This is a genomic window from Aurantiacibacter sp. D1-12, assembly GCF_028858515.1.
GTDB lineage: Bacteria > Pseudomonadota > Alphaproteobacteria > Sphingomonadales > Sphingomonadaceae > Alteraurantiacibacter.
Map to the genome: position 1 here is coordinate 562,456 of NZ_JAPJZJ010000002.1, position 18,058 is coordinate 580,513.

General features: G+C 59.0%; 16 protein-coding genes. 4 read left to right on the forward strand and 12 right to left on the reverse strand.

What is annotated here, in order from left to right:
* The first annotated feature begins 6 nt into the window (after positions 1-6).
* Positions 7-1,104, forward strand: a complete 1,098-nt coding sequence (locus OOZ52_RS06880) for an acyltransferase family protein (RefSeq protein ID WP_274697761.1) — start codon at positions 7-9, stop codon at positions 1,102-1,104.
* Here OOZ52_RS06880 and OOZ52_RS06885 read toward each other — a convergent pair.
* Positions 1,101-2,312: a rhamnosyltransferase WsaF family glycosyltransferase gene (locus OOZ52_RS06885; protein ID WP_274697762.1), complete on the reverse strand. Its 1,212-nt coding sequence runs from the start codon at positions 2,310-2,312 to the stop codon at positions 1,101-1,103. The two genes, OOZ52_RS06880 and OOZ52_RS06885, sit on opposite strands and share 4 nt — an antisense overlap.
* A 44-nt stretch (positions 2,313-2,356) precedes the next feature.
* Positions 2,357-3,280, reverse strand: a complete 924-nt coding sequence (locus OOZ52_RS06890; RefSeq protein ID WP_274697763.1) for a class I SAM-dependent methyltransferase — start codon at positions 3,278-3,280, stop codon at positions 2,357-2,359.
* A 227-nt stretch (positions 3,281-3,507) separates the two neighbouring features.
* On the opposite strand from OOZ52_RS06890, the gene OOZ52_RS06895 reads away from it, so the two are divergent.
* Positions 3,508-4,971 (forward strand): oligosaccharide flippase family protein, encoded by a 1,464-nt coding sequence (locus OOZ52_RS06895; protein ID WP_274697764.1) that lies wholly within the window; start codon positions 3,508-3,510, stop codon positions 4,969-4,971.
* Positions 4,972-4,975: 4 nt separating this feature from the next.
* Here OOZ52_RS06895 and OOZ52_RS06900 read toward each other — a convergent pair whose 3' ends face one another.
* The 8 genes from OOZ52_RS06900 to OOZ52_RS06935 form a co-directional block, all read right to left on the reverse strand.
* Complete coding sequence (locus tag OOZ52_RS06900) at positions 4,976-6,970, reverse strand: hypothetical protein (RefSeq protein ID WP_274697765.1); 1,995 nt, start codon at positions 6,968-6,970, stop codon at positions 4,976-4,978.
* On the reverse strand, positions 6,970-7,239 hold the full coding sequence (locus OOZ52_RS06905) for a spike base protein, RCAP_Rcc01079 family (protein WP_274697766.1): 270 nt from the start codon (positions 7,237-7,239) through the stop codon (positions 6,970-6,972). The genes OOZ52_RS06900 and OOZ52_RS06905 overlap by 1 nt, the downstream gene beginning before the upstream one ends.
* Positions 7,240-7,300: 61 nt before the next feature.
* Positions 7,301-8,230, reverse strand: coding sequence for a glycosyltransferase family 2 protein (locus tag OOZ52_RS06910; RefSeq protein ID WP_274697767.1), 930 nt, complete (start codon positions 8,228-8,230; stop codon positions 7,301-7,303).
* Positions 8,223-9,104, reverse strand: coding sequence for a DUF6492 family protein (locus OOZ52_RS06915; protein ID WP_274697768.1), 882 nt, complete (start codon positions 9,102-9,104; stop codon positions 8,223-8,225). The genes OOZ52_RS06910 and OOZ52_RS06915 overlap by 8 nt, the downstream gene beginning before the upstream one ends.
* Positions 9,101-10,090, reverse strand: a complete 990-nt coding sequence (locus OOZ52_RS06920; protein WP_274697769.1) for a hypothetical protein — start codon at positions 10,088-10,090, stop codon at positions 9,101-9,103. Before OOZ52_RS06920 ends, OOZ52_RS06915 begins: the two co-directional genes overlap by 4 nt.
* A 290-nt stretch (positions 10,091-10,380) precedes the next feature.
* Entirely contained in the window at positions 10,381-11,463 is a 1,083-nt protein-coding gene (locus OOZ52_RS06925; protein WP_274697770.1) for a glycosyltransferase, read from the reverse strand.
* Positions 11,464-11,625: 162 nt separating this feature from the next.
* Positions 11,626-13,854 (reverse strand): GumC family protein, encoded by a 2,229-nt coding sequence (locus OOZ52_RS06930; protein ID WP_274697771.1) that lies wholly within the window; start codon positions 13,852-13,854, stop codon positions 11,626-11,628.
* Positions 13,855-13,872: 18 nt separating this feature from the next.
* Positions 13,873-14,466, reverse strand: a complete 594-nt coding sequence (locus OOZ52_RS06935) for a polysaccharide biosynthesis/export family protein (RefSeq protein WP_274697772.1) — start codon at positions 14,464-14,466, stop codon at positions 13,873-13,875.
* Positions 14,467-14,745: 279 nt separating this feature from the next.
* Between OOZ52_RS06935 and OOZ52_RS06940 the strand changes: the two genes are divergently transcribed.
* The gene (locus OOZ52_RS06940; protein ID WP_274697773.1) at positions 14,746-15,276 is read left to right on the forward strand and encodes a hypothetical protein; all 531 of its coding nucleotides are present in this window, start codon (positions 14,746-14,748) and stop codon (positions 15,274-15,276) included.
* 15 nt (positions 15,277-15,291) lie between these two features.
* Here OOZ52_RS06940 and OOZ52_RS06945 read toward each other — a convergent pair whose 3' ends face one another.
* On the reverse strand, positions 15,292-16,545 hold the full coding sequence (locus OOZ52_RS06945; protein ID WP_274697774.1) for a glycosyltransferase family 4 protein: 1,254 nt from the start codon (positions 16,543-16,545) through the stop codon (positions 15,292-15,294).
* Entirely contained in the window at positions 16,542-17,876 is a 1,335-nt protein-coding gene (locus OOZ52_RS06950; protein ID WP_274697775.1) for a nucleotide sugar dehydrogenase, read from the reverse strand. Before OOZ52_RS06950 ends, OOZ52_RS06945 begins: the two co-directional genes overlap by 4 nt.
* Positions 17,877-17,973: 97 nt before the next feature.
* Here OOZ52_RS06950 and OOZ52_RS12830 point away from each other — a divergent pair.
* Positions 17,974-18,058, forward strand: an 85-nt coding sequence (locus OOZ52_RS12830) for a GDP-mannose 4,6-dehydratase (protein ID WP_342454944.1), incomplete at its 3' end; no start/stop codon positions are given.

Genomic DNA, 18,058 nt, shown 5'->3' on the forward strand with positions numbered 1-18,058 from the left:
CACGAGATGGAGTACGAGGGAGAACACCGCTTCGGACCGCTTCTGGCAAGCCGCCTGACCGGACGAAATAACAATCTCAATCTGGTGCGTATTCTGGCCGCAATGGCCGTGATCGTGTCGCACGCCTTCGTTTTGACGAGCGGCGATCCGTTTGCCGACCCACTGCACGCCCCGCTTGGCACATCCATCGGCTTCCTGGCCGTGGCGGTGTTCTTCGCAATTTCGGGGCTGCTGATTGCGCGAAGCTTCGATCGCCGCGCGAGTATTTGGCACTTCGGCCTTGCGCGCGTCTTGCGACTGTGGCCCGCGCTAATCGTCGCCGTCATGCTGACTGCATTTGTCCTTGGCCCCGCGCTCTCGCAGCTATCGCCGGATCGATACTTCTCCGCTCGCGAAACCTGGGCCTACGTTCCGACAAATCTTGCACTTGTTGCACGACAGGATGCCCTTCCCGGACTGTTTGCAGACAATCCCTATCCCCACGCTGTCAACGGCTCGCTGTGGAGCCTCTTCTACGAGGTGGCATGCTATCTTGGACTAACTCTGATCGGTCTGCTTGGCTTGTTGCGCAAGCAATGGAGCGTGATTGCTCTCGTGATCGGAGGAGCTGCCGCACATGTCATTGCTACCACCTCGGTGGGCAGCGGCCCCATCGGATATCGGCTGGACCTGCTAGCAGAGATCGGCTTTGCTTTCGCGCTCGGCATGGCGGCCTTCATCGCGCGTGACCGCTTGCGGCTCAGTTGGAAGGCAGCCGCCCTTGCCTGGCTGGCTGTAGCACTGCTGTGGCTAACGCCGCTTGTGCAAACCGCTCTGATAACGGCCTTGAGCTACAGCGTTCTGGTTTTCGGCTTTGCCACGCGCAATCGCCTGCTCCGCTACAACGCACTGGGCGATTATTCCTACGGCACCTACATCTATGCCTTCCCGATTCAGCAAGCGCTGATCCAGCTGTTTCCCGGTCAGACTGCCTTGCAGAACATGGCGTTGGCCATACCGGTCACGCTGCTGTTTGCGATCACTTCATGGCATGTGATCGAGAGGCCGGCACTCGCCTCGTCACGCCCGCTGGCAGATCGTCTTGCCAGCTCCAAAAAAAGCTAGTTCCATTCTTGCGCTATCCCGTGCGCCAGATCGGCGAGGAAGGGGTAGGCCTCTTCGCGCACATAGTCAGCATTGGGCGATCGCTCGCGCGGTTCGCCATGGCGTTCGCAAGCCTGCGCAATCGCGGCAGAAAGCGCGTGCTCCTGAATGGAGGAAAGCGCGACAAGATCGGGGTGGTACCCCTCCAGAGCCTTGCACATGAAGCTGTTGGTGATCGTACGCAGGCCGAAATGCGCCATTTCCAGCGGCGGATAACTTGGGTGGGGCGAGGACATCAGGCTGACACCTACTGAGCTACCCAAAAGCATCCCGGCATAGTCATCGAGCGACAGCTTGCCGACAGATCGCAAGGAGCGGCCATTGCCGAGCGGATAGTCCTTATGCGCGGTGCCAGCCGACACCACATCCCATTGCGCGCTTTCGGGATAGTCGACAGCCCAGCGTCGCAAGCCTCTCAACAAGGCAGGGAAACAGTTGCGCGGAATCCCGGGCCGGCCATAGACCAGGATGCGCCGTTCGCGCGCGCTTTCGGCTACATTGCGCAGATAGGGGCGCAACCGTGCATTCACCACCGGTTCGAAAGTGAACTCACGCTCGGCCTGATGCCCCTGCAGCCGGAAATAGTCATACAGGTTGCTAGAGTTGAAGACGCCCCACAGCCGCTGCGGCGTGTCATAGGCCTCGCGTGCAAGATTGAGTCCGGACGAAAACGGCATCATGTGCGGCTCGTATTCCTGAATCAGGTAGATGAGCGGTTTGATCGCTTGTCCGAAATGGTCTGCCTGTGTCTGCAACAGCGGCGCAATGTTGAGCGTTGTCCACCAATTGTAGGTTATGAACAGATCACGGGCGCGGACCGCAATTGCCTGATCGCGGGACGTGACTTTCACCACCGTAATAGTCGCCGGATCGATCCCGATCCGCGCTGCCTGCTGCAAAAACAGCTCCGCGTCGCTCGCGCTGTTGGGGTTGGTCAGGATCAGCCGCAATTCAGGAGCGTGGCGATCCAGTTTCCACGCAAGGTTCACCACGATGTCGATGCCGGTCTTCACCCCGCCAAACATGGATGCTGCGGTCAGATTGTCGATAACGAAGTTCAGGCGCGGTCGGGCGTCTGCGCACGGCTCAAAGCGGTACTGCGCAAGTACGACGTCGTCGATCGGCGGTTGCCCGACGACTGACCGGGCCGCATGAACTGCTGCCCGCATAGAACCGGGCATTTTGCGCTTTATCATTTCGCGAAAGCGACCGCTCATGACGGTACCGGCCTTGCCACTACGGTGAGAAACTCGGCATTCTCCGCCGCCAGCTTGGGCGCATTCCTGGCTGCCAAGAGGGTTTTCTGCCGGACAGACTCTGGCATCGCCTGCAGGGATTCGTCCCACATCCAGGGCCTGACCGAACGGCGCACCGCGCGATGGGTGATTTGCAATCCCGCCCTGGCCAAGATGGCTTCGAGGCCCGCAATGGTGGGGATCGCCAGATGCCGCGGCGCCTCCAGCCCGCGCCAGTACTTGCCAAACAGGTCAAGCCCGGTTGCCTGCGCGTTGGGAGCCTCGATGAACACCATGCCACCTTCTGCCAGCCAGCCGCGCAGATCGGCAAGCAAGCTTGCTGGATCGTGCACATGCTCGATCACATGGCCGAGCGTAATTGCGTCGAAACGTCCATGCCATTCCTCTCTCGGCAACTCGTCAAGAGCGAAAGCGCGAAGCCCGGATGCACGGGAAAGCGCAATGGAGTGGGCATCGAAATCGACACCGGTCACATCGTAGCCAAGCTGCTTCAACGACTTGAGGTAGGCTCCGCTGCCGCAACCATAGTCCAGAACGCGCGCGGGCGCAGGAGGCACGAAACGATAGGCCGCGTCAGTTTCCTGCCAGTTCCCTCCAGCAAGCCGGTAGGCGACCGCACCGAAGCGCGCCAAGGCCGAGCTGTCCTGCCTGAAGCGTGAGGCGACGTACTGGTGGCGGAGCCAACCCTTCAAACCTCGACCGATCTCGCCGTGGTGCTCCTGTTTGTGGGTGTAATAGCTGGCATAGGCGCGGGGTAGCGCTTCAGACGTGAGCGGACGCATCTGTACCAGACTCCCGCAGTCTGCACACCGGGCAAAGTCACTCTCGAAAGGTACGCAGCCGAAGAAGTGGTCGGCCACTCCGCTGATCTCTTCAGTCAAGGCTCTCGACCTGCAGTATAGGCAGGCGTCCGCTTTGGCCAACATGTGGTCCGGCCATTCTGCCTCTGGCGATGGGATAGCTTCGTCCACGTCTGGCTTTCTTCGGTGTGGTTTCGCGCAGCCTAGTCCACGGGCATGGCAAGTCCAGCCCACTATAGCATGGCCAAAAAGCTCCGGGCGCGGCATGAACGCTGTCGACCCTCGTCGGAAAGGCACTACCGGGCCATATGCGCCTTGCAAGAAACTCGCTGTACTCACTGTTGAGCGCCGCCTTGCCGGTGCTAGTCAGCCTTGTGACGATCCCGCTCTACATCGCCCAGATCGGAGCAGAGCGGTATGGCGCCCTTGCCATCTGCTGGCTGTTGCTGGGGTATTTCGGGCAGGCCGATTTTGGCCTTGGGCGTGCGATTACACAGCGCATCGGAACAATGCAGGGTGCAGCCGGCGTGCAGCAGGCCACGGCCGTCGCCTCTGCGATTACCGCGATCCTGGGCGTCGGATTGCTCGGCGCGCTCCTTGTCTACTTGGGCGCGCAGTATTTCTTCGGCTCAATCTTCCAGATCGACGATGACCTTCGCGGGCAGTTGCTGCGGGCATCGTGGGCGCTTGCCTTGTGCACCCCGGTTGTGGCTGTATCCGGCATCTTGAGCGGTTCTCTGATGGGGCTGGAGCGGTTCAAGCTGCCAGCTATCGGCAATCTCGCGGGCACCATCGGCATGCAGATATTGCCCCTTCTCGCTGCCTATTTCTGGACTCTGGATCTTGCCGTCCTTGTCGGCTGTGCGCTGGTCGGCAGAGCCACCAGCCTTGTGATCCTGGGCCTCGGCGTTTGGGCGACGTTTTTCCGCAATGCCCTGTTCAAGCCTGCCATTTCCGAAATCAGGAGCCTGCTGGGCTACGGCTCATGGATCATGGTATCCGCCCTGATCGGCCCACTCATGATCGTGACAGATCGCTTCATTATCGGGTCAATCATGGGGGCAGCAGCCGTGGCTGCCTATACAATCCCGTTCCAGATCGCGAGCCGCGCGCAAATCCTGCCGATAGCCGTAGTCAATGCGCTTTTCCCGCGTTTTGCGGCTGAAAAGGGAGAGGCCGCGCATGAGCGATGTCGCACTTTCGCGGTATTCATCGCCCAGCTCTTCACGCCGCTGGTTATCGGATTGATCTGTCTGGCAGAGCCTCTCCTCACCCTGTGGTTGGGAGACGGTCTCGACACACGTTCGATCGCGGTGGCGCAGGTACTTCTGGCGGGGTTCTGGTGCAATGCGCTCGCGAATGTGCCCTATGCCTATATCCAGGCGCGTGGAAACTCGCGTTTCACAGCATTGCTGCACATGGCCGAATTGCCCATCTATCTGGTATTGCTTTTCGCGCTGGGCGCGGCCTTCGGGCTGGCCGGAATCGCCACAGCATTCGCCCTCCGCTGCCTTATCGACATGTTGGCCTTGCTCATGAAATCAGGCGCATTGAGCGGGGCAATTCTGAGGAGGGCAGGCACGCAGGTCGTGCTCGTGGCGGTCGCCTGGGTGATCGGGCACTTCAACCCGTCATGGGCAATTCTGGCGGTATCTGCATCGGTTCTGGTCGGCATTTCGCTGGCTCTAACCGCTTGGCAGATACCGCTGGAGATCAGGGGCAAGGTGGCGCAGCTTCTTGCGACCTTCAACACAAATCGAAGCGCGCGCTAGGCTGTTATCTCACGGCTCCCTTGGTGGAATTCGCGCTCCGCTTTGCGCCGTTCAAATCGTGCAGAACGAAAGGCTCCGCACGGCTGCTGCGCAAAGCGCCTTGCGGTGTGAAATCACCCTCGCCGGGATCCGCGAACAGGTCGCTTGCATCGCCGCCGAGAGTAGTTGTCACTGCTCCAGCGGGATCGCTCGATCCGGCATGCAGATGGTTGCTGCTCAACAGCAGATCTGCATCCGCTTCATCACCCCATGCCATGGCCTGAAAGACATTGGCAGCCATCAGGCAATAGGTATCAGGATCATACTCCTGCACACCGGTCATGTCGGTACGCAGCTTTACAGCTTGATTAGGGAAGCTGTTGTGAGCCGCCACCACGTGGCTCTGCACGCCACCGAGCTGGTTGATCAGCAAGCCGAAGTCATAGTCGGTTTCGGAGGAGTGAAGCGCATTGTTGATGAAGAAAAAGTCGCGATAGGGATGCGCTCCGATGGCGAGGTTCTGCAAACCGAGCCGGAAGCCGGCATTGCCCCAGATGATCACGTTCTCGGTGGGGTTGGAAATGCTCTGCCACAGGTCGGCATGATGATCGAACCAGGCTGTGATCGTCAGCGGACCAGATTTGACATCGCTCGGTGCCAGGGCATTGCCATTGAGAACAGCGGCGCGGCGGCTGTCGTCCAGCAATGTGGCCTGCCATTCTGACAGAGTGTTGATGTAGGCAACAAGATCGCTGACCCAGTAGAAGCCGCTGGAGGGATCGTTTCGATCAATCGTGAATGTGCCCACGACTGCGCCATCTGTCTTCATGGTGACGATCCGGTCCGCAGTGTTGTTCAGGCCGGATATTTCAAGAGTAGCTGTCGCGGCACTGCCTGAATAGCTGACGCTTAGCGCATCGACCGACGTGCGGAACTCTCCGCTGGTCCAGTCCTCGATCGTGTTGCCGATTGCCAGCCGGGCACCGGTAAAGACATCGCGGAATCCGCGCTTGAAGGTGCAACCCCGCACGAGCGAGGCCCCGTTGGCGGCATCGTTGATCCCTTCCACGTACACCTCGGTGAAGTATGCGCTGTCGCGCGACATCGAGAGGAAGTACTTCACATTACCGTTCTCAAGAGTAACCCTTGGCCTGGCATCGACAAAACGGCATCCGTCAAACCAGTGCTGCCTCTGGTTCGGGTTCTCGTGATAGACTTGCGACAACTGGCTGGCATCGAACGTTATGTTCTCGCCCTGGAAGCGAACACCGTCATACTGGATGCGCAGATAGCCTAGCTGGGTCGCAATAATGAAAACGGGCTGCGTCGCGGCTACGGTCAGATAGCCATCGCCCTCGTACCCGCCGCCTATCGCGCGCCAATCATAGGTTCCGCCTTCGGTGATGGTGATCAGAGGGTTGCGCGGTGACTGGTTCCGCACCCACGATACGGCATCCTGAATCGTCTGGTATCTCTGGCCTGTCAGCACCGGCTGCGATGCGGCGACTTCAATCTCGTAGTCATGCAGCTGGCTCTCGGGGAAGAAGCTGTAGGGCCCGATGACACGAGCCTGCATGGCAGGATCGCGCGGCACGGCTTCGAAGTAGACCTGGGCCTCACCGTTCTGGCCCGGATGGGTCAGTGTGATCCACCAGCCCAGATAGGTCACCGGCCGGCCATTGGCATCGTTGAAAGTGCGGAGTACAGGCTGGGTAATATCGTGGCTGGCGCCTTCACAATACACGATGACTTTCTCGAGGCCCAAAGCGTTCATCAGCGAACCGGCATCGTTCGCCATAGCCATAACACCCACAGTCAATTGATCGGTGAAGAACTGATTCGGCGGGACCATCAGTTGCATGGCCGGCTTTGCTGTTGTCCGCTGCGGATCGCTGGGCGCGCTGGCAAAGCCGCTACCCGCAGTACCCGTCCAAGTGGCCGAAGGCGCGATTGTCGCGATTGCAGGACTACCTACCCCTCCCTTCTTGCTGCGGCGGGTGCCAAAGCCGAACCCGATCATCAGGAAAGGCCCACGATATCGCCGGCGGTTGTGCCGGTGGCGGAAACTGATCGCGTGCGAACGTCGAGAATGCTGCCCGTGGGCACATTGCGAAACAGAATGGGCGCATCGTTGTCGACGGGTACAAGCATTACATCACCGCCTTCACCGACATAAAGCGCCTTGGTGACACGCGGCAGGTCAACTGCGTCAGCTGGAGTGATGGCAAAGCAGTATTCGGCCGGCGCAACCGGGCTTTGGGCGAACTGTGCGAAGGGATCGTTGGTCATTGGGAGCCTCGTTGTTGCGAATCGAGCGCCCAGAGATCATGATTGGTTTGTGTAGGAAAGTTTAAATAACCGCTTTGGCACTTTTTGGAGAATAACCGCTCATCCAAAGCCATGGGCATAGTGCCGGACGCCAGAACGCTCGCAAAAGTCGATGGCGCTTCCAGCCGAGGGCGGAGGCCACGCCCCCTGCCAGAAGTCTGGTCGCGCAAGAAAGCCAGTGCAATGCAATCAGACCCCACGCGTATGGAACGGAGTGATGCTTCCTGTAGAAGTGCGCGATTCCGCGCAGCGAATACAGTGTCCGCTGCGGCGAGTGCGGGTCTCCACTGCCCACATCATGACGGAACCGGCTCGCCGGGACGAGCTCGACCCTGCCTCCCGCAGCCCTGTGCCGCCAGCACAGGTCCAATTCCTCCGCGTAGAGAAAGAAGCTTGCATCCATCCCGCCAAGGCGATCCCACGCTTCGCGCGCGATCATCAGAAAGCCTCCGCTGACAGCATCCACCTGGATCGCAGCCTGCTGCTGCAAATCCAATGCAGGGGGCGACCACCCGAAAGCCCCGGCCGCGACGGTCGCCAGAGACGGGAACCGGATCTGAGCTTGGCGAAGCGCTTCCCCATTGGCATCAACAGCAACTCCGCCGAGTATTGTGTTGGAGGATATCGATCTAGCGCTCTGCATGAGTGCATCGAGCGCACCCCGCTCCAGCTCCGTATCCGGGTTGACCAGCACCAGCCATTGCCCACGCGCCGAACCGGCAAGATAGTTGTTGGCAGCGGCAAACCCTACGTTCCCTTTTGAGGGAAGGATGTGAATTGAAGGGTCGAGCTCTTCTACAATTCGCTCCGAACCATCGCACCCATTGTTTACAAACAGCACCTCATGCGGCGTGTGAGGCGCGGCAGGACTGATCGATGCAATCAATGCTTCAAGGTAGCGTTTGGAATTGAAGCCAACGATCAGGATGCTGATGTCTGGCCGATCAGTCATCCGCAGCCACCTTGGCTCTGACCTGCGCAATAATGCCCTTTCGAATGGCGTCGGGAAGGCCAAGATTGGACTGGATCAGCGCAGCGACCTTATCCGAACCAAAGTCTTCGACATAGCGCGCCCTGCCGGCAGGTTGCGACAGATCATAACTCCAAGACCAATGGCAAAGCGCACCCTGCGTATGCGCAACCTTCTCCTGATGAGCTCCGCTCACATGGTCGCAAAAGATCCCGTAAAGGACACATTCCGAGAAGCGGAAATGCCGGAGCAGCACATTGTACCATGGGCGGTGATGGACGCGCTCTATCTCTTGCAGCATCGCCCGAACGACTTCCGGCGACCAGGCTATAACGGTCGAGATATAGTCACTGCCTGTGTATCCGCGCTTGGGCAGCCCCAGCGCTTCGCTGGCAATGTCATGCCATTTGGGTGACTGATCTTCTGGTCCTGAAGGCGCTCCGGGCTGATGGTACAGCGCGACCTTCCCCTCCCGTATGACCCCCCCTGCATCAAGCTGGCGTATGAATTCGACATCGGAATCGACGAGGACAACCGCCTGCTCGTTTAGCCCGGCGACGGCCTGAACTTTGGCTAGTTGCTGATAGATCCAGCCACGGACAACGTGGAAGGGCGCGTGCCACCACACGCGTCGACCAAACAAGTTGAGCTCACGAAAGGCCGGCAGCAACTCCGCGCAATCGAGGATGATGCGCCGATCGCTGGCAAACCGCGCAAAGATCACCCGGTCACCGGAATCGACCAGAACATAATGGGTCACGTCAGGCATGAGCCGGTCGATCGAGCTGCACAGATCGGTGAAGGCCGCCAGGTCACGCCGGTATGTCTTGGTCAGCAGGGCAATATCATTGCTCATGCGCGGTCTCCTGCGACAGCAGACCGATATTCCTTGGCGAAGGTGACACTCGCGCCGCAGAGCATGATCACCCATATGTGCAGGCCTTCCCAGATGTGCACGGATAGGCCGGAAAACATGACCGTGAACAACAGGATCGCCAGCGCCACGGCGACATGCTGGTCGCGGCTTGAACGATGCTTCCCGGTGCTGGCCAGAAGGCCGATGGTGCCGGCCATCACTACTGCGCTCGCCAGCGCAGACGGGATGCCGTAGCGCATAGAGAGGACGAGCCAGTAGGAATCGACCGAGTCACCCATCCAGCCCGGCCGGGCCCAGTCACGAAGACCGATCCCGAAGAACGGATTGGCCGCCGCTTCGGCCCCGGCAAACTGCCAGATGAGCGTGCGATAGTACCCGCTTCCTTCATCGAGGGTGAAATAGCGGATAAAAAAGCTCAACGGCCCGCTTTCGGATAGTGCTCCAATCGCCACGTAGAGCAGGCTCAGGTAGAACGCTATCACCAGGAAAACGGGCACACGGGTCAGGCGCTGAACGGCATAGGCTCCGGTCAGGGCTGCAGCCAGTATCAGTGCAAGCAATGCTGTAGAGCTAACCACAAAGAGTGATGAAAGAGTCACCAGCACTGCGATGGCGCATTGCCGCCAGTTGTTCGTCAGGAAGATGGCCAACGGCAGCATCGTTGCAAGAAAGACTCCACCCAGGATCGGATGCGGAAACGGTCCTACCGCACGCACCAGCCCCCAACGGATACGGGAATAGATTACGGGTTCGGGCTTGCCCAAGACATCTGCCAGGAACGGCCTTAGGAATATGTTGTGCGAGATGCTTTCGAAGGCCAGCACAAGGGCCACAATGGCAAGGCCCGGCAATGCGTATAGGAAGAGCAGGCGCAGATCATTGGCCGAGCGAATGAAGGCGCGTCCAACGAGATATGCGAAACCAAAATCAAGGGCGAGCGATGATCCCGTCACAAACGCAGTCACAAACGACGACGTGACGAATAGCGAAAGAATGAACCAGACGGACGCCAACCCCGCAGCATAGTCGACAAACGAGGGTTGAACCGGGCGCGCCGCCAGTCGCGCCACAGCAATTGGCGCGAGAATGAAAAGGGTAAGTCGGTAGGGAAATAATGCCGCACCAGCGAACTCGATCGACAGCTCCCGCGGCAAGAGGCAAGCGTACACAAGAATAAGTGCCGGTACGAGACGGCGAGGCAACCTTGCTTTGAAGCTGCTGTGCCATGACGGCTTTGAAAGGGACAAGACGCCGGTCACGATGCTACCGTCCGGCTTTCGTACAGCCCTCGAAGCAGGCCGGAGGCGAAGTCTTGCGCGATTCGATGGCGCTGAAACCTCTTGGCTGCATCCGACTTCTGCCACACCGCGATTTCGGCCTTGAGCGTTTCTTCCTCTTGCAACAGCCGGCGGATTGCCGCGGCAATTGCGGCAGTATCCCGGGCATCAACACGAATGGCGAACGGGCAGTCATCGAAATAGCCATCAATTGCCGCGCCTGCCGGATAGATCACCGGAAGTCCGGCAAAAAGCGCCTCGGTAAACACGACACCAAAGCTCTCGCGTAACGACGGCAAGACAAAACCAGAGGCCTGGTTGAGGAATTTCGGCATTTCCTCTCTCGATTTGCTTCCGGCCAGCGAAATCCGGGTGCCCCGCACAATATGCTGGCATTCTACAAGCTCGCTCTCAGCCCCGCCACCGGCGATCGCGATGGCCACATCCTCTCCCTGTTCGCGCAGTACTTTCGCAGCCGCAGCCAGTCCTGAAAGGTTCTTGATTTTGTGGTTGCGCAGATGAAAGGCGCTGACGATTGTCCCATTGCCCTTCGCGGGCTCCAACGCGCTGTCCAGATCAGTCGGCGCGGGAAGCAACTGGACGGCTCCCCGCCTCCTTCCCAGTTTCGCTTCGACTGCTGACATTGCCCATGGCGTGAACGGAAAGACAATCGCCGCCTCGTGAAAGATTCGCGCAAACCGGCGGCGCAAGTCCGGTCGTGCAGCCAGAATTTTTTCGTCGGTATTACCCTGGATGGAAACCGCAAAGGGCAAGCCAAGAATGCGCGCAGCTCTCTGGACCGCAATGCCCTCGATGGTCAGCTTGTGCGCAACAAGCAGGTCCGGCCGGGGAAGCTTCCCGATTTCACTGGCGAGCCAGTCGCCCAGACTATTCAGGCAAGTGGCATGGAAAATACCCTTGGCCGGCGCCGGGTATCGCACTGCCTGACCATGTTCGAATGGCTCGCTCGAAATGATCGCTGCCCCAGCGGCGACGCTCCGCAGACAAGTGCGGATGGAAGCGGCAGGGCCAGACCAGGTGCGATTGAGCGAAAAGACCATGTGGTCAAATTGCTCTCTGGTTGCAGTGATATGAGACCGGATTACGGGTGTCTTCGCGTCATCTACGGGATCCGGAAAATCGCCGGATACATGGATGATCCGAGGCCTTGTTCCTGCGCAAGAAGTTGGCAGCGCGTTCATTCAATCCCGCTCAAGCCGCGTTCACGACGGCCTCTGGTCATAGGTATAATACTGGTAGGCGTAGCTGTAATCACCTGCCGCCTCCAGCGCCCGGAACTTGGTAAGAACCGCGCCGACCACGTTGCCGCCTACCTCGCGCAATCGCTGGACCGCTGCCTTCGCCTGACCGTTGTGCGCGCGATTGGCTTCGACCACAAAGACAGTGGCATCCACTGCGCGAGCCAGAAGCGGCGCATCGGCAATGCCCATTACAGGCGAACTGTCGAGGAGGATCACGTCATATATAGCTCGCTGCTCTTCGAGGAAATCGGGCAGCACACCCGAAGACAGCAGCTCGACCGGCTCATTGGGCAAACGCGCCAGCCCGACCACATCGAGACCTTCAACGCCCGTCTGCAGAAGCACGTCTGCCAGACTTGCCTCGCCCATCAGCACCTCGATGAGACCCTTGGCGGGGCGATCGCCTGTCAGATTTCGGGAAACGCTCGGGCGCCGCATGTCGGCATCGATCAGCAAGACCTTCCGATCCAGCATTGCATAGCGGCGGGCAAGCGCGATAGCCGTGGTTGTCTTGCCTTCGCCGGCCTGACTACTGGTGAACTGGATAATCTTGAGATTGTCCTTGGCGAGCCTGAAATCGAGCGTTGCCCGGATGGAGGCATAGGACTCGCTCAAGTGGCTGAAAGTATCGACAATATCATCCTTGATTTCCGCCTCCTGCACGCTCGGCGTCAGACCAAGGGCGCGGAGGCCAAGAACACGCTCGACATCATCGGTAGAGCGCATGCGATCATCCAGAACCTCGCGCAGGATCGCGAGTGCAATCGCAAGTCCGGTGGCGAGAACCAGTGCAATGATCAGGTTCTGGAACAGGTTGGGCGACACCGGCCCACCGGGCACCACCGCACGATCGAGCAGGGTTGCATTGCTGGACTGCAGGTTCGCGGCAGAGGCGATCTGGTTATAGCGAGATAACAGTGACTCAAGCTGACTGCGCAGTGCGACAACTTCACGATCGAGCAGGTTGAACTGAACCCTGCGATCCTGCTCATCCAGTGTCACATCGGACAAGCGCGCCAGCTCTGCAGCCAGCGCCTGCTCCTGACCACGAGCGACGTCATACTCGTCACGGATCGCGGATTTGATCTCGGCCCCGGCGAGGGCAACATTGCGCTGCATCGTTTCGATTTGCACCAGCAATTGCTGCACTTCGGGATAGTCATCCCGATAGCGATTGCGCAGTTGGCGGAGCTGCGCCTCTGCCTGTGCCAGCTGTGTGCGCAACTCTTGCACGTGTGCGCTCGCCTGGACCTCCGGAAGCTCTGCCGGAGGCGTGTTCGAAACATTGCGCCAGCGTTGCTCTGCAGCGATGCGAGCCGCACGGGCAGCGATGAAGCGCTGGTTTACTTCGCGCAGGTTGGCAGCGGCCAGAGTGTTGGGCGTACCGGACCCAGCCTCGCTGCCCTGCGCGCCGCTCTCCGCCTGCAATGGCTCGCCAACCAGGCGATTGGCACGCGCATAGTCAATTGCTTGCCGCTCTGCGGCTTGCAGTTCGTCGCGCAATTCGGCGATCTGATTGTCGAGAAACTCCAACGCATAAGAGTTCGCCTCAAGCGCTCGCTCTACATCGCTGGAAAGAAAATTCTCAGCATAAGCATTGGCGATGGCTGCAGCGAGTTCCGGGTCTGTCGACTTCACGGTGATATTGATCACGCTGGTCAACAGCGGGACTTCGACTTCCAGGCTCCCCTGGAGCTTATCGGCCGCCATACCTTCGCGAACGGCCTCATTCGCCGAGAATCCACTCGTAAGCGCGGCCTCGTCTTCGAAGCCCAGGAATGCCGCATTGTTAGCAAGGTCGAGGGACTCCTCCACCTTCTCCGCCATTGCCCGGCTGGTTAGCTCGTGCGTCAATGTCTGAAGATAACGGTCAATCTCGTTCGCGCCGATATACGGATCGACGATTTCCTGCCCTTCAATCAGCTGGGTCGCTTGCGGGTCCACGCGAACGGCAGATGTCGCGGCGTAGATCGGTGTCATCAACAAAGTAAAGATCACCGCGAATACCAGCGCGAGCACGATAGTCCCCGCCAGAATCCATCGTTGGCGCCACAGCATCGCCCGGATTGCACCAAAGTTGATCAGTCCACCGCGACCATAGGGATTGCCTCTCGGCGCAGCTTTCGGAGCATCCCAGTAGGGATCGAAATCGGGGTCCGTGTCGGCGGGATGCTCGGTCAAACTGTTCACGAGTCAGACCCTCTTTGCTCAGATGCCGGCATTGGTGAATATCCCCAGTACAGGGACAGCGCGCAGCGCATCCTGATAGAACTGCGCCAATCCGTCAGTACCAACCACGATCCGGTCACCCGGCTGGAGGACGGGGTCAATCATGCGTCCAGCGCTGACCGCAGCGTAATCGAAACGTGCCACCTGCAAGCCCTCTGCGGTCTGCCGGAACACAGCCACATCGCGGCGATCAGCCACACGGGTCAGACCGTTGGCCAGCGAAATGCCGCCAGAAAGCCTTGTGCCGGGCGCGAACTGGAAAACCCCCGGTTCTGTCACCTGTCCTTCCACAGTGACCAGATGTGAGCCATAATCGAGGATATTCACGGCTACATCAGGACGAAGCAAATATCGCTCGCCCAGTATCGCCTCAATCTCGGTCTCGATTTGCGCCATTGTCTTGCCGGCCGCCTGATACGGCCCGACTAGCGGCAAGGATATGGTCCCGTCTGCTGAAACGATCACAGACTCGAGTGATAGCGCCTCTTCCCGAAAGACGGTAACACGCAGCTCATCACCGGCGCGAACGGCATGGTCGACAGCGGGCGTCTGCGAATAGCCTTCCTGGCCCATACCGGGTGATATTGCAGGCGACACCGGCCCGACAGCAACCTGTTGTCCACTGGCGCATGCTGCTAGAATCGCGGTCAAAGACAGAGCGCCTGTTTTCATGCAACGAAAGGCTGCAATGTCCATTTTGACCAGGCCTTCCATTGTTGCAATTTGCCAAATGCCGACGCTGACAAATTGATAGCCTTTGCAATTCTACGTAACAACCCTGCCCATGGTAAAATCCATTCACCACGGCCGTCACAAGATTGAGCACGGATCAACCCATTGGGAGCCGCGACAATGTCTATGCTAAGCTTTGGAGCTGCACTGCTTTACATGGTGGCTACAGTGGCATGCGTTGGTGCACTTGGTGCGGCGCGCAACTCCAGGACGCATCGGCGTGACACAAAGAAGTGGCTGGCCTGCGCGGCAGTCTTTGTTGTGTTGGCAATCGCGCGACTGACGGATTTCGAGGAGCTCAGCCGCAACGCCTTGCGAACCTGGGCCAGAGAAGGCGGCGCCTATGCACAACGCGAACAATTGCAATTGCCTGCAACTATCCTCGTTGCCATTGCCGGAGTGGTCACAGCGTTCTGGCTGCTGCGCATCTGGCAACGTGGCAATATGACTGTACGAAGCAGACTGGCCTTTCTGTCTATCTGCGCATCGTGCGCCTTTGCCCCGCTTTATGGCCTGCGCATCACTTCGCTGCATGTAACCGACCGATTGCTCTATTCAGGCCCGATCCGGCTGAACTGGGTTATCGACATTGGTCTCACGTTGACAGTGTTGATCTGCGCCGCGCTCTACGTGCGGCGCAGCAGGCGTTGAGCTGGTGTCCGCAGGCTACAACCTACGAATCTGGAGCGCATTGCAATAAGCATCGAGCAGTGGCTCAATTTGCTTGGTCCAGTTCAGTTCCCGCTCGACCCGTTGCCGGCCGTAGGCGCCCATGCGCGACCTGAGTTCAGGATCGTCGAGCAGGATGGCGATCTTTTCTGCCATGTCCGCCGGATCATTCGGCTTCGCATAGAGAGAAGCCTCTTGCGCGGAGAAGCGCCCTTCGATCACATCGAATTGTACCATTGCCTTGCCGAGTGACATGTACTCCATGATCTTGTTCATGGTGGACTTGTCATTCATCACATTGACGCGGTCGGGGTTGACGCCAATGTCCATCGTGGAAAGCACTTCGAACAGGTCCTGATCGGGTGCACGGCCGGTGAAGTGGATCCACTCTTCCAGTCCCAGCTCGGCCGTCATTGCCTTGAGCTTTGCAAGGCTTGGTCCGCCTCCCACAAGCACGAAACGCACATCGCGACGGTTCATCCGGTTCACCAGATGATCGACAGCTTCGATTAGCAGATCGATCCCCTCCTGCTCTCCCATCACGCCGACATAACCGACCATGAAGCGTTTGCCGTCTTTAAGCGCCGGCACAGGAGTGACCCGTTCGAGACGCGACAGATCGGGTCCTGAACGCACAACGAAGACCTTACCCTCCGGCATTCCCCCGCGCTCCACAGCAATCGCCTTGTAACTCTGGTTGGTGGCGATGGAGATGTCGGCTGCCTTGAAAGTCAGCTTCTCGAACAGCAGCATCAACCTCCAGAAGAAACCGCGCTTGTGAAACTTCGCTTCGTAGAGCTCGGGATTGATATCGTGATGATCGAAAATGTATTTCACACCGAGCAGCTTGAACGGCAAAGCCACCAGGAAGATGAGGTCGGGCGGATTGCAGCCCTGGATGACATCGATCCCCCGCCTGAAATAGATGCGCCAGGTTAGCAGGGTTTCCCAGAACAACGCAGCGCCATATTCGAGCAGAAAGCCGAGCGCGCCATCGGCCTCTATGGGCAAGGGGTGGCGATGGATATGCACGCCTTCGATTTCCTCGTAGCGTTTTTCATACCCCTTCCCCGTGGGGCAAATGACCGACACCGTCGCCCCTGCCGCTTTGAGTGTGCGCGCTTCCTGCCAAACGCGCCGGTCAAACGGCAGCGGCAGATTTTCGACCACGATGACCACCGATTTGCCCGCAAGCGGCCGCCCTTCGATCTCGGTGGGAAAAGCGAATACGGGATCGCTTGTGCCGGTCAACGGATGCGGCTCACATCAACAACATCGCAGTGCGACAGATCGAGCGTGTCAATCAGCCGATTGGTGACAATAGCGCGGGCATAGAGACGACTCTCGGCCGCCTGCCTATCGACCAGCAAGCCCGCCATGTCCGGCAGAAGCGAGCGCGCATAACCAAGGTTTTGCCCCACGAGCTGCTCCGGCCGGATCGCTGGATCAAAGACGTCCAGATCGTAGCCTGCGTCGAGCAATTTGCGCGCCATATCGACCGCCGGGCTTTCACGCAGGTCATCGGTGCCTTGCTTGAAAGACAGGCCGACAAGCAGCACTTTAGCGCCTGCCGCCAGACCTTCTGTTGCCACCATGAACTGGTGGTGTTTGTGCGCTTCGTTTGATCGCAGCAAAGCGTCAACAAGGTGTGCGTTCACCCCCCTGTCGGATGCCAAATGCTGGAGAGCGCGAACGTCCTTGGGAAGGCACGACCCGCCGAACGCGCCGCCGGGGCGGAGGTAATTCGGGGAAATGTTGAGCTTGGTGTCGCTCACGAAAACCTCGTGAACCTGGCTGGCCGAGATGCCAAGGGACTGACACACTCGACCGATCTCGTTGGCAAAAGCGACCTTGGTTGCATGCCAACTGTTGTCGACGAATTTGGTCAGCTCCGCCTCGCGCAGGCCGACACGAAAAATCGGAGCGTCAAAACCTTTGTAAAGTGCTTCCAGCGCACCGTTCGGTTCCCCGTCCGGCGTCCCGATAACAATTTTCGGCGGATGGAAATAGTCGGCGATGGCAGTTGCTTCGCGCAGGAATTCCGGGTTGTAGGCAAGTGCAACGAGCGATTTCCAATGCTCGCCAAGAACCGCCTCGAAGATCGGCGCGATCATCTCCTCGGTTGCTCCCGGACGCATCGTCGAGCGATAGGCAACCGTGAGCGGTAACGGGCGCGAAGGGTTCACCGCTTCGGCAATATGGCGCGTCACATCAGCGATATGGCGCATGTCATGCGCACCATCCGGCCCGCTCGGCGTGCCGACGCAGACGATGGCGAGATCGCAATCCTCCAGCGTGCCTCCGATTTCGGTCGAGGCAGATAGCAGGCCCTCGGCCTGCGCCTGGGCGATCAGCGCGTCGAGCCCCGGCTCCTGCACCGGACTTCGCCCTGCGTTTATGGCATCGACTTTGTCTTGCTGGATATCGACACCCACGACCTTGTGCCCTTGCGACGCGATGCACCCCGCCGCTGTGCAGCCGACATATCCCAGTCCGAATATCGCAATGTTCACGTCAAAGCCTCGGCGTTCCCGGTTCTCGTCTGCCGGTCCTAGAGTCTGGCCTAGCCAATTGCCAATCATCAGTCGCAAATATTGCACTGCACAACATCGCGACTTGCATCTCGCTCGCCAATAGGCTTGAGCGCCACAGCAAATATTCGGCAGCTAGGTAAGATCAATGAGTTCAGCAAAAACAGCACTTATAACGGGAGTGACGGGACAGGATGGAGCCTATCTTTCGCATTTGTTGCTGGAGAAGGGTT